Source organism: Terribacillus aidingensis, assembly GCF_040703035.1.
Taxonomy (GTDB): Bacteria; Bacillota; Bacilli; order Bacillales; family Amphibacillaceae; genus Terribacillus.
This window is the reverse complement of the sequence record NZ_CP159996.1, coordinates 3,024,870-3,039,047: the sequence shown is the minus strand read 5'-3', so window position 1 is coordinate 3,039,047 and position 14,178 is coordinate 3,024,870. Positions and strand designations below refer to the sequence as shown.

The following is a 14,178-nucleotide window of genomic DNA, read 5'->3' as shown; positions in this document are numbered from 1 at the left end:
CTAAGCGTATTTTCGTTGATTAGTATATGGATGGATTGACAGAAGGGATTGGATTGATGCACCGGGTTTTGCGAAAGAATGGCAAGAACCCGGTAGATTCATATACTGGCTGGGAAGAGGTGATGATAATGGCAAATCAATATCGAAGCGGAGGAACTAACTGGGGAGGATCTTTTCTGCATCACAGGAGTCTAACAACTTCTCTTGCAGCATCGACCGAAATAGAGGAAAAGCAGCAGTCAGCTCAACTAGCGAAAAGGGCAGCTGCTGCATCAGCGATGCCTCCCAAGCTTATTCCAGCCACACCAGTTCCGTTTGAACCTTACAGCAAAGTGTATAATTTCCCAATTACGGCTAACGAAAATGGCTCCAAAACAATATGGATCAATAATCATAGGGTCACGATTCCTGATTTGGATATCCTGGCTGCTGTACCAAAAGAATAGAAGCTTCCCGTTCATAATGGGAAGCTTTTTTTGCCAGGCACATGCTTTTCGGTCCTCCATATACTGATAGGGCTGTATAGTGGGCGTCTGAAGCGCGGGAGGTAAACGATGAAAATATTATTAGCAACTTACTGGTCCATTCCGCATCTAGGCGGTGTGTGGAATTATATGTCGCAATTGAAGACTCGTTTAGAAGAGATGGGACATACTGCTGACATTCTCGGCTATGGCGGAGAGAATTCGTATGTCCATCTCGTTGGGAAAGATAAATTGATCCCAAGAGAACGCTGGGTTCCCTATGTCAGCAGTATTCTGCCGCGGAGTAAGTATCCGGAAATGTATCGAAATAATTATATCGAGTATATGGAAACCCAGCGGTACACATATGAACTTGCAGCGGCTGAATTTGGACTGCACGATTATGACATCATTCATACTCAGGATGTTCTTTCAACGGTAGCATTGGATAGAGTCAAGCCTGATGGAGTGCCGCTTATCGCAACTTTGCATGGTTTGGTATCTCATGAGATGCGCCATATTTTGCAAAGTTCCCAAAAGTCATCTACTTCTCATTTGGCAGAGGCATACTTCGATCATATTGAGAAGCTGGGAGCACAAAGTGCAAGTGTTACCATTGTTGCCAATGACTGGCTGCGTAACATTCTGGTGGAGGATTTCGCTGTCCCGAATGGGCAATTTGAGAAGCTGCATTACGGTTTTTCTATCGGTAGGTTTCTCGAGCAGCAGGCATTACCTACAACGATGCAGGTTCCTCCCGGAAAGAAACTTATTGTCTACACAGGGCGCTTGATTGAATTGAAAGGACTAGGCTATCTTGTCGATGCACTGGCTTCATTGAAGGATCGTCAGGATTGGGTTTGCTGGATGATCGGTGAAGGAAGGCACAAACAGCAGCTGCAGAACCGGGTGATGAATGCCGGTCTGCAAGCACATGTAGTCTTCACTGGTAAGCGGGAAGACGTACCAAGCATTTTGAAGCTTGCGGATATAGTGGTAAGTCCAAGTTTGATAGATAACCAGCCTTTAAGTGTGATAGAAGCACAGCTTAGCGGAAGAGCTGTCATCGTCAGTGATGCTGGGGGACTGCCGGAAATGGTTAACCACGGCGTTACAGGCTTAGTCATCCCCAAAGCTGATACTGCAGCGTTACACAGTGCCATCCAAACGCTGCTTGACGATGAGCCTTATCGAAAAGTACTTGGTGAACAAGCGAAGGAGTGGGGGATGTCACATTGGTCCATGGAAGCGGGTGTGGATCATCTTATGGAAATCTATAAAAGATACGCTGCAAAGAGTTGAAGGAGGGGGACAATGAAAGCGATCGTAACAGGCGGGGCGGGCTTTATTGGCAGTCATTTAGTTAATGCTTTGCTGGAGGAGCAAGCGGAAGTTGTAATCTTGGATGATCTTTCTGCAAGCGACTCCGGAAATGAAGCAGTTCCGCAAGATGTTAAACTGTATCAGTTTGATGTGAAAAGTGCGGATGCTTATCGTGCGGTAATTGAGGAAGAGCCGGATGTTGTCTTTCACCTTGCAGCTCAGGCAGATGTAACAAAGAGTATTCTTGCGCCGGTTTATGATGCTGATGTGAATATCGGCGGTACTATCAATATGCTGGAAGCAAGCAGGACAGCCGGTGTGAAGAAATTCATCTTTGCCTCTACCTCAGCAGTTTATGGAGATGTGATCAAGCTGCCCATCACAGAGGATGATCCAGTTAAACCGATCTCATTCTATGGGACTTCCAAATTGACGGCAGAATATTATATTAAGCTTTTCCACAACATGTATCAGCTTCCATATACCATCCTTCGCTATGGAAATGTCTACGGTCCGGGGCAGAGGCCAAAAGGGGAAGGTGGGGTAGTGGCTGTTTTTACTGAAAAACTGAAACGAAAAGAACCTATCATGATTCACGGGGATGGCTCTCAATCGCGTGATTTCATCTTTGTCAAAGACATTGTCACGGCGAATCTTAAGGCAATGAAGGCAGATCAAATAGGAATCTTTCATGCTAGCACTGGTACCAGCACGTCCATTCTCGATTTGGCAACATGTTTCAAACAGCTGGGTGCCTCACTGGACATTACATTTACATCTGAAAGAGCAGGCGATATATCCCACAGCTGTCTATGTAACAAGAAAGCAGCGGCTGGATTGGGTTGGGATCCAGCTATTGGTATTTACGAAGGCATTAAAAGGACGTGGCAGCTGTCGTGATTTTCCTCGCAATGTACAAGATGCCCTGCCAGTAAGAACAGTAAGCGAATATATGGTAGGGAGGGGAGATTGCGAAAGGAGAATGAAGCTTGGGAAACGACCAGATAAAAGGCGGCTATGATGCGGTATTCAGTCTTGGTGATTTATGTCTGGGCGCGATTCAGCTGAAAAAGAATGGTCTTCGTCCGTTTTCCGGCCCGCTCGATTGGATGGGTACTCCCCAATTACCCAAAGTGAGAGAGCTGTTTGAAAAGAGATTTGCAGATTTTATGCTCCGGGAGAATCTGCGCATTATCGGGAAGGCAACAGAACAAATGCTGCTTGTGCTGGACGAAAGAAATGTTATCTATTCCAATCATGATTTTGATACCATGCGTAACAGTTTGACCCAATTACGTATGTATCCGCAGGTAAAAGCGAAGCTTGACCGCAGGGCTAATCGACTTCTTGAGAGTCTCCATAAAGCTCAGCGCATTTTATTTGTCAGGACGAACGCCTCTTTTAAAGAAACAGCGGAGCTGGAGCGCGTACTCCGTTCTATCATCAGCCATGACTTCCGTATTTTAGTTGTCAACCATGGACCAGTTTCGGGGATTATTGAAAAGCATTGGCCGCTTAACAATGTCTACAGCGTAGAGCTGCCAAATAACGAGATTTGGGAAGGAAATAATGCGCTGTGGACACAATTGTTTGAGGATATCTATCTTGTCTGATAGGAGGTACACATGAGTAAACGGATCTTGATTACTGGAGCGAGCGGATTTACTGGAAAACATGCAGTACAGCATTTCTTGGGTAAAGGCTATGTTGTTCACGCTGTGATTCGGCTGACAAAGCTGGACCTAATGCAAGAAAACTTGCATATTCATTCTCTGGATTTAAGTGATAAAGCCGCTGTACATGCATTGCTGGAGAAGACGAATCCGGATTATATCCTGCACCTTGCTGGGGAAAACAGTGTGCCAGAATCATGGAAAAGACCTTTTAAAAGCTGGCAGGCAAATGTGGATTCGACGCTGCATCTCGTTGAAGCTGTACGGGTTCTTGGACTATCGACGCGTGTGGTGATAGCTGGAAGTGTGCTGCAGGATGAACTAAGCGATGCAGCATCTCCGACTCATCCATACAGTCTTACGAAAACGATGCAGACGACTGTTGGTCTGGCATGGCATAATCTTTTTCAGGTCGATGTGATCATCGCCAAGCCCTCCAACATCATTGGACCTGGAGTTTCGAATGGCGTGTGTACATTATTTGCGAAGCAGTTAAGACAGCTGCAGACATCCGGGAAATCACAATTCCAGGTTGGTAATGCAGCTGTGACACGAGATTTTATCGATGTCAGAGATTTAGTCACGGCTTATGAAACACTATTTCTTAAAGGAACAGCTGGAGAGACATATGAAATTACTTCTGGTAGATGGGTTTCTTTAGGTGAAATTCTGTCACTCTTCCGCCAAGTGAGCAGCTTTGACTTTACCATTCGGTCTGAAACAGAAGAAGCAATGGAAATGAAGCTGCCGATGATGTCGGAAAAAATCAGGGCACTCAAATGGGAGCCAACCCGGTCCTTGGAGATGTCTTTGGCGGATGTATGGGAATATACAGCTCAGCTATAGAATGTTCACAGATTCTTTACATGGAAATAGCTTCATATGAGTTGTATAGCAAGCGCGCATGCCATATAGTGAACCCATAGGAGGTGTTTATATGGGCATTTTTGATTCCTTCAAAGAGCTTATCGGGAATAAGATAAGTGACATAGCACCAGAAGAGCTTGTGAACAAAGCAGGTGAGCTGCTGAACGGTGAGCAAGTAACCGAGCAAGCGCAGCAAGCTGTCGACCAAGTGACAGAAGCAGCAGGCGTCGATAGTCTAGCAGATCAGGCTGCTGAGCTGACAGAACATGGGACAGCATTAGGTCAAGAAGCGGTAGAACAAGGTACAGAAGCTGCACAAGGCGTAACGGATCAGGCTAATGATGTCGTCGGAAATCTGACAGAGAAAGCACAAGGTTTCCTCTCGAATTTTACAGATAAACTGAAATAAAAAAGACCCTTCCGATCTTGGGAGGGTCTTAGTTATTTTCCTTGGATACTACAGCTTCCAAAGGAATATCACCGCCGAATAAATCGAGCGCGCTGCCGATGGTATAGCACATTCGATCATCTGTCAGCTGGCGGAAAAGGTCGATATCTTCAAGGGAACGAATACCCCCTGCGTACGTTGCGGGAATGGGCATATGTGCAGCCAAATGGGAGACTAGCTCTTCTTGAATGCCATTCCGTTTTCCTTCCACATCAACGGCATGGATGAGAAATTCATCGCAAAATGCCGCTAGCATCTCCAAATTCTCTGCATTGACCTCGAAGCTGCTCCGCTTCGTCCAGCGATCCGTTGCGACAAACCATTTGCCATCATGAGACGTACAGCTTAAATCAATGACGAGTTGTTCTTTACCGACAGCTTCATTCATTTTACGCAGCCGATCCTCATCAAGCATGCCATCATGGAAAATATAAGATGTGACAATTACATGGCTGGCTCCAGCATCGAGATAGTCCGCTGCATTCTCTGGTCGAATACCTCCGCCGATCTGCAGGCCGCCTGGATAAGCTTTTAATGCTTCTATCGCAGCCTTTTCATTTCCAGGACCAAGCATGATGACATGTCCGCCGGCAATTTGTTTCTCCTTGAAAAGATCCGCATAGTAGGCAGAATCATGCGCGGATACGAAATTTTCAATAACATGATCATTTTCATCTGTAATCGACGAGCCGACAATCTGTTTTACTTTTCCATTATGTAAATCAATGCAAGGCCGGAACAACAAAGGAATCCCTTCTTTCTGTCTATTGCTACAAGTATAAAACATACAAGCTGCCCAGGGAAAGGGCAGCCTGTCAATTCACGCGCTGTGTCTGGTGCGTAATGTCCAGATTTGATAGATCATAATGAAGGACATGAAAACAGTCAGTCCAGTCAGTCCGATCCAGCCGGCCATCAAGTATGGCTTCGTCGCTTGCTGGACAGCTTCACTTGTAAGATAATCACGGAAATAGTAGCAAGCAAAAACGGCAATGCTAATGAACAATAGCGCAGCAAGGACACCTTGCAGAAGCTTGCTTCTTGTTTTACCTGCCTCTGCTTGGTACTGATTGGCCCAGCCGTCTTTTTTATCATTGGATAATTTTTCGGCCCAGACTTGTGCGAATGTCATCAGATTGACCCATAAATATAACTCCGGACTTATCAGCAGGAAAGCAAGGATTACGTCTATGGGTCGATGCATCGGCGTTTTCAACGCCAGTATCGTGTTGAGTACCGAGGCGAGTGCAATCGGTATTACCCATACCCACGACCACAGGAATTGATCTGTTGCAATGGCAGCACCTAAAAGCAGGACGAAGAAAACACGCACAAGCAAATCCATCATTGTCTTGAGTTGTGAGCGCCACAAATGACCGGTATGCCTCGTTTTCATCATCAGATCACGATCAGTCAGCAAGTTCACAGTACCAGAGCTCCATTTTACCCGCTGATTGCGGAAAGTGTGATAAGAGCGCATGGCATCAACAAAGCAGCGGGCATTCGGACTAATCAGTGTTTTCCAACCGTTTTTCTGAAGCTGCCACGTCAACAGCATATCTTCTACATCTGTATCATTCTGCCAAGGTCCATCCAGCTTGTTGCTTTGCATTACTTCATACAATGCCTCTGGTCGGAAAAGCGTAGCCTGGCCACCAAGTACATACGTGCTTCCGCCGCGGTATTGCAGGCTGAGAAGCCAGCTCGCCATATCCTGTTTTTGCTGGTGCGTCCACCACCTGGACATGGGACCGCCATATTCACCGCTAGCAAGCTTTTCCTCATAATAAGGGTCATCCTTGGACAGCAAGCTCTTCTTTTTCGGCATTCGCATCGTATATTTCGCCATTACGCCGCCAATATTCCGGGAACTCATCAATCCATCCCATAAATGCTGCAAAGCACGCGGTGCTAGTCTGCTGTCAGCATCCATCCCAAGGATACCTTTGACAGAGCGCTGATATGCAATCTCGAAATCGGTCCGTTCCATTTCATAAATATCCATGTTGTCTCCGTATATAGCTTTCCAGACGGCATTAAGTGCTCCGACTTTTCTCTGTTTGTTGTTTTCTGTTACGATTATTTCAATAGATAATCCGAGTTCTTCGCCGGTTTCTTTTGCTACCTCTTCTGTCCGGTCAGTGCAATTGTCCGCTACTACAAACACGTCAAGCTCGACACCGCTTGGCAGTACCTGCTCTTTTAAGCCCGTCAAACAGTCTTGAATAGATTTTTCTTCATTGTGAGCGGGAATGAACGCGACGATACGCGGACGCATATACGTACGCTTGATACGTGGCAATGCACGTGTTCCCATGCTGCCAGGAATTGTCATCATCTTACTTTCTTCCTCCTTTTTTATAACGAGCAGGCTTATAGGAAGTTAACACGTGTTGTCATGATCATTAAAAATTGAAATAGCTCCTGCTTACAACCTGGTTCATAAGTCACATAATAGCATAGGAAAACCTTGTTGGAATGATGATTCGTTAGTCAAATAATGGGAATATTCGTATGTAAAGCGTCAACTACTGCCGAATGATGTGGAATTGATTTACAGTTCTAATTCTCTATTATGGAAGGGGAAGATAGGTATATGGACATAAACATACAAGCTATTGAGCAGCGCATGCTAGAAAATAAACGAATCGATACGCTTGTGTTCGGTATGGGATGCTTTTGGAGTCCAGAAGCGAATTTCGGTCAGCTGCCAGGTGTCCTCCGTACGAGAGTCGGATTCGCCGGAGGAACGAAAACGAACCCGACTTATAGGCAGATGGGTGATCACACCGAAACACTCGAAGTATCCTTCGATCCAGATGCAATTTCACTAGAACAGCTGCTGCGCAAATTCTGGAATGATCATAATCCGAACCGGCCAGCGTATAAAGAAAGGCAGTATATCAGTCTGCTGATGTATCGGAATGCCGAACAGAAAACATTAATGGAAGCTGTAAAACTGCAGCTGGAAGGTGACCGAGAAGAACCTATATATACAGAAATAGCTCCTTTGCATGATTTTACCGAAGCAGAACCGCATCACCAGAAGTACTACTTGAAACGTTTTAAAAAGGCGACGGAGCAGCTGATGGTGAACTTTCCAAATGAAGCAGCATTCCATGCCTCCACAATCACAGCTCGTCTGAATGGATTTGTCAGGGAATACGGCTCGTTGGCATCTATCAAGGAAGAAATAGCGCATTGGAACATTTCTGAAGATGAAGCTATCGGACTTCAAAAGCTGCTGGATGAATTGAAATGGTAGACACTGCAGCTCATTTTCAGTTCGCGCGTTTCTCGAATCAAGTCGATATCGAGCAAATAAGGCCGGCTTCTGCAGAGAGTTTGCAGAAGCTGCTCCAGCATGCGGAGAGTGTCATGGGTAAAATCTCCTCTATTCATGCTAGAGTAACTGTATGTACAGAAGATAAACATTATGACACCTTTCATTCGCTTTTGTCCGATTATGGATATGATCTATTTGCAAAGAAATACCTGTATCGTAAACAACTGGAAGACGTACAGCCGCTTTCTCCTAGTTATCGTTGGGAAGCTATCGGAATGGGTGAAACAGATGAAAAAAGATTTTTGGAGATATGGAAGTCCAGTATGGAGCAGTCAGCTAATCGTGCCTCTTCACGTTCGATAGAAAATCAGCTGGATGACGTAAAAGCCCTTCTAGGAGAAAAATGGAAAGACAGCTGCCGAATCATTTATGAGGAGAATATACCAGTTGCCATGACAATTCCTCATCTGGAACCAGGAAGTGATGGAGAAGGTCGCATTTATTATGTCGGCACCTTACCGCCAGCTCGCGTCAGAGGTTTAGGACAAGTTGTCCACGCCGCCAGTTTAAGGATGCTGAAAGAAATGGGTGCAGTTGTTTATGAAGGCAGTACCCATGCAGAAAATCTGACCATGCAGCGGGTATTCCAGAGGAATGGCTGTAAAGTTATCAGGAAAATCGCAGCCTACTATAAAGGTTTATAGCACCGAAGCGAGTTTACTTTCGATATACTGATAAAGAGAATACATAGCAAACAACTAAAAAGGGGGAAGAAGTATGTATAAGCTCGTAGCAATAGATATGGATGGGACGTTATTGAATGATCAGCATGAAGTCACAATGGAAGTACATGAAACACTTCAGGAAGCTAAAAAGCTTGGGGTTAAAATTGTTCTGTGTACAGGCAGACCAATTCATGGTGTGTATCGGTACCTAGAAGAATTGATCCTGAATGAAGACGGAGATTTTGTCATTGCCTTCAACGGTGCACTCGTTCAGAATGCCCACACGAATGAAGTGGTATCGCAATTATCTTTATCTTACGATGACTTTATAGACTTGCATCAGCTTAGTTTGAAACTCAATACGCCAATGCATTACTTTGATTCGAAAAACTTGTATACATCGAACAGGAACATCAGTAACTATACTGTCTTGGAATCATTCATGACGAAGATGCCGTTGCATTACCGGGCTGTCGATGAAATTCCACGGGATGTGCTCGTTCCAAAGGTGATGTTCATTGATGAGCCGGAGCGGTTAAGCGAGACGATTGCCAATGTACCGGATGAATGGAAAGCACGATTTACGATGGTACAGAGCGCGCCGTATTTCTATGAAATACTTCATCCGGAAGCCAGCAAAGGCAGCGCGGTGAAAAATTTGGCCGAGCAGCTTGGAATCAAACGGGAAGAGGTAATGGCAATTGGGGATAATGGAAATGATTTATCCATGATCCAGTATGCGGGCTGCGGCGTGGCTATGGATAACGCTATTCCAGCTATAAAGGACGCTGCCGATTTTATTACGACTTCCAATAACGCACATGGCGTTGCAGAAGCGATTCGCAAGAAGATCTTAGAGGTGGGACAAGCATGATACGTCTCGAAAATGAAACACTGGTAGTCGAGATTGCTGATCTTGGAGCAGAAGTGAGAAGCGTACTGCATAAAGAAACGCAGCTTTCTTATATGTGGAGCGGAGATGCCGCCTATTGGGGGCGCGTTTCTCCTGTTTTGTTCCCGATTGTCGGTCGATTGAAGGATGGACAGTACACAGCAGAAGGTAAGATATACGAACTTACCCAGCATGGTTTCCTGCGGGATGCCGTTTTTCAAGTATCAGACGTACAAACTGCTTCTGTTACATTCACAAAAGATGCCAATGGGGAATACCAAGGTGTGTATCCTTATGAATTCCGAGTGGAGATTCGTTACCGCTTGGAGGCTGATCAGCTGCATGTGGACTGGAAAGTGAACAGTTTGGAAAAGGAAAAAGTGATGTACTTTTCTATAGGTGCGCATCCTGCTTTTCGTGTCCCGCTCACTTCGGGTGAATATGCTGCCGATTATAAGCTTCACTTGAAATCAGTACAAGACAAACAAGTCACGGCATATGCGCTGGCTGATGGATTAATCCGTGAAAAAGAGCAGCCTGCTGTATTGCCAGCTATGCCGATTCAGGCAGCACTTTTCGAGAATGATGCCATTGTTTACGATCACATCGAAGAAGTTCGTCTCCAATCCGACAAGGGAAATGGTGTGGCAGTATCTATGCCGGATTTTCCATATGTCGGAATATGGTCCAAGTATGATGCAGCATCAGGTACGATAGCTCCTTTTGTATGTATCGAGCCATGGTTCGGAATAGCTGATACAACGGATTCAGCAGGAGTTCTATCACAAAAGGCCGGGATACAGAAATTGGCGCCGGAAGCAGAGTTCAATAGTTCCTATCGAATGACATTCTTCTAAAAATAAAGACCGCTCCTTATGGCAGCGGTCTTTTTGAGTGAAAAAGATGAAGTAACGTAAACTAGCTATATTATTTGAAGGTAGGGTTGAAAAACAGCATGAGTTTCTTTACAGCATTGTTCGTATTATTATTAGCCGTTCTCCTTTCGACTGCAGTCAGTAAAATACTGCCTCTGCCGCTTGCACTGATCCAGATTATCTTAGGTTTAGCTGCATCTATTCTTCCACTTCATATATCACTGGAATTCGAGCCCGAATTATTCATGATCTGTGTAATTGCTCCACTCCTATTCAGTGAGGGTCAAAAAGCATCTCGAAAAGAGTTATGGCAGCTGCGGACGCCAATTATACTCCTTGCTTTTGGACTTGTATTTCTTACTGTCGGACTAGGCGGCTTTTTGATTCACTGGCTTATTCCGTCTATGCCGCTGGCCGTTGCCTTCGCCTTAGCTGCAACGATATCGCCGACAGATAATGTGGCGGTGAAATCAATTACGCGTGGATTGAAGCTGCCATCGAATGTGATGCCAATACTAGAAGGAGAGTCCTTGCTCAACGATGCAGCCGGTATCGTGTCTTTCAAAGTTACGCTTGCTGCTGCGCTGACAGGCGTCTTTTCGTTCGGGGGAGCATCAGTGGAATTTTTGTTCGTTTCATTAGGCGGCTTGGTCATCGGGGCAGTGGCTGGGTATGTGATTGTCACCATCCGTCTGCAGCTGATGAAATATGGCTTCCAGGATGATTCCATGCTTATCGTCCTGCAGGTCATGACGCCGTTCTTCCTATATGTACTGGCGGAAGAGGTGCATGTTTCAGGGATTTTGGCTGTGGTAGCCGCTAGTATCATTCACGGAATTGAACGTGATCGCTTGCAGCAGACAACAACTAAGCTCCAAATCCTGTCAAATAATACGTGGACTATTGTCGAATATGTTTTGAATGGTCTTGTATTCGTATTGTTAGGTTTCTTATTGCCAGAAGTGTATCAGGGAATTCAAGATACGGACGAAATCGGGATGGGGCGCTTGTTCGGGGTTATTATCATCGTCTTTATCGCTTTGTTCGTTATCCGCTTCCTTTGGGTGTACAGCTTATACAAGCCTTTTACGATACCGCCAAAAAGCCGGATGGAACGTTTTATATCCAGGAATTATCAATACAAACTGAATACAGAGGATACAGAAACTGTCGGACGTGGTTATTATGCGCTTATTATGGCTACCAGTGGAATCCATGGAACAATAACACTGGCAACTGCTTTGTCCATTCCTTTTTATTTGGACGATGGCTCACTGTTCCCAATGCGGAATACGGTATTGTTCGTCGCAACAGGAGTGATTCTGCTTAGTCTGATTTTTGCAGCTGCAGCGTTACCGACCTTGATTCCAAAGCCGTTTAAAAGTGATGATGGCCTGCTTTCCTTCAAAGAGGTATATCGACTTATCCTTAAGCAGACGATTAATCAGCTCCAAGCAGATGCAGTCAGGGAAACGCAGCTGGCAGTTAACTTGGTTGTACGTGACTTGGAGGAGCAGCTTGTCGATCTCGAAAAAGGAATATTGCAAGATCCGAACAAGCAGACGATTGAATCTTTGATTAAGGTCGGAAGGGAAGCAGAGCAGAGACGCATCAAAGACATGGCATCAAAAGAGGTTGTTTCAGAGGATGCTTATCAGTTATACCAGGTCATTATCACACAGCCGGAGCAATACCTCGTCAATACCACTTTCAGCAGGTTTAAACGGGCATTCCAGATTGCCAGGATACGCCGTAAATTCCGCAAGCGCTGGAAAGAAAATTGGGAGATGCATGCTGAACAGATTCTTAGTATGAATCCAGATGTAGGCAATGAAATAAAACAATTGCGGGCTGCTGGCGCCCAAGCAGCTATTGATGCGATACGGGAGCAGACGACTACTGCCAACCGACATGAAGCTTTGATTGTGACACAGCTATACAATAAGAAACTAGTCGGACGCTATCGCTCCTTTGAAAGCGATGAAGCATTTCAAGAGCAGCTTCATAAGTTCCGGATGCGCGCAATCCGGATGGAGAGGGATGCAATTCATGAATATGTACAGGAAGAACGTATATCTATGGCGACAGCAGCTAAACTAAGAGAAGCTGTCACCTACGATGAAATGGTCGTTCTGAGTGTAGATTCACCCCACTAATTGGCAGCCTTGTCTTTGATAAGACGAGGCTGTGCACTTAGGTTAGTAGTTTGAATATTGTTAATAGAATTACTTTTAATTTAGTTCTACGTAATATGTAATTAATATGGCATAATAGGACACGTTGTGAAAAATATGTTTTACTTTGATGATTAACATCGTCGCAGTTTTGGCTATATACGCGAAAGGGGAACAACATGAGTTATATTATCGGCATCATCGGTTTATTCGTGTTTCTGGGATTAGCTTGGATTGCTAGTTCGAATAAAAAAATGATTAAGATTCGCCCGATCATCATCATGATCATCCTGCAGCTTGTACTTGGATTCATTCTATTGAATACAGAAGTAGGTAACATCTTAGTAAAAGGTATCTCTGATGGATTTAATCTCTTACTTGGCTACGCTGCTGAAGGAATTAACTTCGTCTTCGGCGGATTAGTGAATGTAGAAGAATCCACATTCTTTATGAATGTGCTGCTGCCGATCGTCTTCATCTCGGCATTGATAGGTATCCTTCAATACTGGAAGATCCTTCCCTTCATCATTAAATATATCGGTCTTGCACTTAGCAAAGTAAATGGTCTGGGAAAACTGGAATCCTATAACGCAGTTGCATCAGCGATTCTAGGTCAGTCAGAAGTATTCATTTCATTGAAAAAACAGCTTGCTTTGCTGCCGCGTCATCGTCTGTATACGCTTTGTGCATCTGCGATGTCAACTGTTTCCATGTCAATCGTTGGTTCATATATGACAATGCTGGACCCACGATATGTCGTAACAGCACTTGTATTGAATCTGTTTGGCGGATTCATCATCGCCTCTATCATCAATCCTTATGAGGTAGATCCTAAGGAAGATATGATTGAGGAAGAAAAAGGCGAGAAGCAATCCTTCTTCGAAATGCTCGGCGAATATATCATGGATGGTTTTAAAGTAGCTATAGTTGTTGCTGCGATGCTAATCGGTTTTGTTGCGTTGATTGCTATGATCAACAGCATCTTCTCAGGAATTTTCGGTATCAGCTTCCAAGACTTGCTTGGTTATGTATTCTCTCCATTCGCATTCCTTATGGGTGTGCCTTGGTCAGAAGCTGTTGATGCAGGAAGCATCATGGCTACGAAGATGGTATCCAATGAATTCGTAGCGATGCAGATTCTTTCTGGCGGAGACTTTGTCTTGAGTGATCGCGTTATTGCCATCGTTTCTGTATTCCTTGTTTCCTTTGCGAACTTCTCCTCTATCGGTATCATTGCCGGTGCGGTGAAAGGCTTGAATGAAAAACAAGGAAACGTTGTAGCGAAATTCGGATTGAAGCTGCTTTACGGTGCTACACTTGTCAGCTTCCTTTCTGCAACGATTGTTGGTCTATTAATGCCATAAATAAGAGGAACACCACATAATGTGGTGTTCCTTTTTTTGTTACTTGACGTAAATAGATATCTAAAATATACTTACTTACATAAAGTA

Annotated in this window: 14 protein-coding genes; 12 read left to right on the top strand and 2 right to left on the bottom strand. The window is 44.7% G+C overall.

Annotation, left to right across the window (positions count from 1 at the left end; all coding sequences use genetic code 11):
* The first annotated feature begins 128 nt into the window (after nt 1–128).
* The 6 genes from ABXS78_RS15755 to ABXS78_RS15730 all read left to right on the top strand — a co-directional run bounded on the left by ABXS78_RS15755 (nt 129) and on the right by ABXS78_RS15730 (nt 4,736).
* Nucleotides 129–446 carry a hypothetical protein gene (locus ABXS78_RS15755; protein WP_366247995.1) on the top strand — a complete coding sequence of 106 codons (318 nt, stop codon included), beginning with the start codon at nt 129–131 and terminating at the stop codon, nt 444–446.
* A gap of 108 nt (nt 447–554) precedes the next feature.
* Complete coding sequence (locus tag ABXS78_RS15750; RefSeq protein WP_366247994.1) at nt 555–1,766, top strand: glycosyltransferase family 4 protein; 1,212 nt, start codon at nt 555–557, stop codon at nt 1,764–1,766.
* Between the two features lie 12 nt (nt 1,767–1,778).
* Nucleotides 1,779–2,687, top strand: coding sequence for an NAD-dependent epimerase/dehydratase family protein (locus ABXS78_RS15745; RefSeq protein WP_366247993.1), 909 nt, complete (start codon nt 1,779–1,781; stop codon nt 2,685–2,687).
* An 89-nt stretch (nt 2,688–2,776) separates the two neighbouring features.
* A complete protein-coding gene (locus tag ABXS78_RS15740; protein ID WP_366247992.1) occupies nt 2,777–3,400 on the top strand; it encodes a DUF1796 family putative cysteine peptidase in 624 nt (207 codons plus the stop codon).
* A 12-nt stretch (nt 3,401–3,412) separates the two neighbouring features.
* Nucleotides 3,413–4,306 carry an NAD-dependent epimerase/dehydratase family protein gene (locus ABXS78_RS15735; protein ID WP_366247991.1) on the top strand — a complete coding sequence of 298 codons (894 nt, stop codon included), beginning with the start codon at nt 3,413–3,415 and terminating at the stop codon, nt 4,304–4,306.
* Nucleotides 4,307–4,397: 91 nt separating this feature from the next.
* Nucleotides 4,398–4,736: a hypothetical protein gene (locus tag ABXS78_RS15730; protein WP_366247990.1), complete on the top strand. Its 339-nt coding sequence runs from the start codon at nt 4,398–4,400 to the stop codon at nt 4,734–4,736.
* A gap of 28 nt (nt 4,737–4,764) precedes the next feature.
* Here ABXS78_RS15730 and hisA read toward each other — a convergent pair whose 3' ends face one another.
* Together hisA and ABXS78_RS15720 are read right to left on the bottom strand one after the other, a co-directional pair.
* Nucleotides 4,765–5,520 carry a phosphoribosylformimino-5-aminoimidazole carboxamide ribotide isomerase gene (hisA, locus tag ABXS78_RS15725; protein WP_366247989.1) on the bottom strand — a complete coding sequence of 252 codons (756 nt, stop codon included), beginning with the start codon at nt 5,518–5,520 and terminating at the stop codon, nt 4,765–4,767.
* Between the two features lie 75 nt (nt 5,521–5,595).
* Nucleotides 5,596–7,113 (bottom strand): glycosyltransferase family 2 protein, encoded by a 1,518-nt coding sequence (locus ABXS78_RS15720; RefSeq protein ID WP_366247988.1) that lies wholly within the window; start codon nt 7,111–7,113, stop codon nt 5,596–5,598.
* 258 nt (nt 7,114–7,371) lie between these two features.
* Between ABXS78_RS15720 and ABXS78_RS15715 the strand changes: the two genes are divergently transcribed.
* The 6 genes from ABXS78_RS15715 (at nt 7,372) to ABXS78_RS15690 (ending at nt 14,091) form a co-directional block, all read left to right on the top strand.
* Nucleotides 7,372–8,040 carry a peptide-methionine (S)-S-oxide reductase gene (locus ABXS78_RS15715; RefSeq protein ID WP_366247987.1) on the top strand — a complete coding sequence of 223 codons (669 nt, stop codon included), beginning with the start codon at nt 7,372–7,374 and terminating at the stop codon, nt 8,038–8,040.
* Entirely contained in the window at nt 8,034–8,765 is a 732-nt protein-coding gene (locus tag ABXS78_RS15710; RefSeq protein ID WP_366247986.1) for a GNAT family N-acetyltransferase, read from the top strand. Before ABXS78_RS15715 ends, ABXS78_RS15710 begins: the two co-directional genes overlap by 7 nt.
* A gap of 73 nt (nt 8,766–8,838) precedes the next feature.
* Nucleotides 8,839–9,660: a sugar-phosphatase gene (yidA, locus tag ABXS78_RS15705; protein ID WP_366247985.1), complete on the top strand. Its 822-nt coding sequence runs from the start codon at nt 8,839–8,841 to the stop codon at nt 9,658–9,660.
* Nucleotides 9,657–10,535: an aldose 1-epimerase family protein gene (locus ABXS78_RS15700; protein ID WP_366247984.1), complete on the top strand. Its 879-nt coding sequence runs from the start codon at nt 9,657–9,659 to the stop codon at nt 10,533–10,535. Before yidA ends, ABXS78_RS15700 begins: the two co-directional genes overlap by 4 nt.
* A 98-nt stretch (nt 10,536–10,633) precedes the next feature.
* Nucleotides 10,634–12,709 carry a Na+/H+ antiporter gene (locus ABXS78_RS15695; protein WP_366247983.1) on the top strand — a complete coding sequence of 692 codons (2,076 nt, stop codon included), beginning with the start codon at nt 10,634–10,636 and terminating at the stop codon, nt 12,707–12,709.
* A gap of 197 nt (nt 12,710–12,906) precedes the next feature.
* The gene (locus ABXS78_RS15690; protein WP_095221339.1) at nt 12,907–14,091 is read left to right on the top strand and encodes a NupC/NupG family nucleoside CNT transporter; all 1,185 of its coding nucleotides are present in this window, start codon (nt 12,907–12,909) and stop codon (nt 14,089–14,091) included.
* Nucleotides 14,092–14,178 lie beyond the last annotated feature (87 nt).

Bases quoted from the DNA above. Each gene is read 5' to 3' on its own strand.
- yidA (WP_366247985.1), top strand. From the start codon at position 8,839: ATGTATAAGCTCGTAGCAATAGATATGGATGGGACGTTATTGAATGAT.
- ABXS78_RS15700 (WP_366247984.1), top strand. From the start codon at position 9,657: ATGATACGTCTCGAAAATGAAACACTGGTAGTCGAGATTGCTGATCTT.
- ABXS78_RS15715 (WP_366247987.1), top strand. From the start codon at position 7,372: ATGGACATAAACATACAAGCTATTGAGCAGCGCATGCTAGAAAATAAA.
- ABXS78_RS15750 (WP_366247994.1), top strand. From the start codon at position 555: ATGAAAATATTATTAGCAACTTACTGGTCCATTCCGCATCTAGGCGGT.
- ABXS78_RS15730 (WP_366247990.1), top strand. From the start codon at position 4,398: ATGGGCATTTTTGATTCCTTCAAAGAGCTTATCGGGAATAAGATAAGT.
- ABXS78_RS15690 (WP_095221339.1), top strand. From the start codon at position 12,907: ATGAGTTATATTATCGGCATCATCGGTTTATTCGTGTTTCTGGGATTA.
- ABXS78_RS15695 (WP_366247983.1), top strand. From the start codon at position 10,634: ATGAGTTTCTTTACAGCATTGTTCGTATTATTATTAGCCGTTCTCCTT.
- ABXS78_RS15710 (WP_366247986.1), top strand. From the start codon at position 8,034: ATGGTAGACACTGCAGCTCATTTTCAGTTCGCGCGTTTCTCGAATCAA.
- ABXS78_RS15720 (WP_366247988.1), bottom strand. From the start codon at position 7,113: ATGATGACAATTCCTGGCAGCATGGGAACACGTGCATTGCCACGTATC.
- ABXS78_RS15735 (WP_366247991.1), top strand. From the start codon at position 3,413: ATGAGTAAACGGATCTTGATTACTGGAGCGAGCGGATTTACTGGAAAA.
- ABXS78_RS15745 (WP_366247993.1), top strand. From the start codon at position 1,779: ATGAAAGCGATCGTAACAGGCGGGGCGGGCTTTATTGGCAGTCATTTA.
- ABXS78_RS15755 (WP_366247995.1), top strand. From the start codon at position 129: ATGGCAAATCAATATCGAAGCGGAGGAACTAACTGGGGAGGATCTTTT.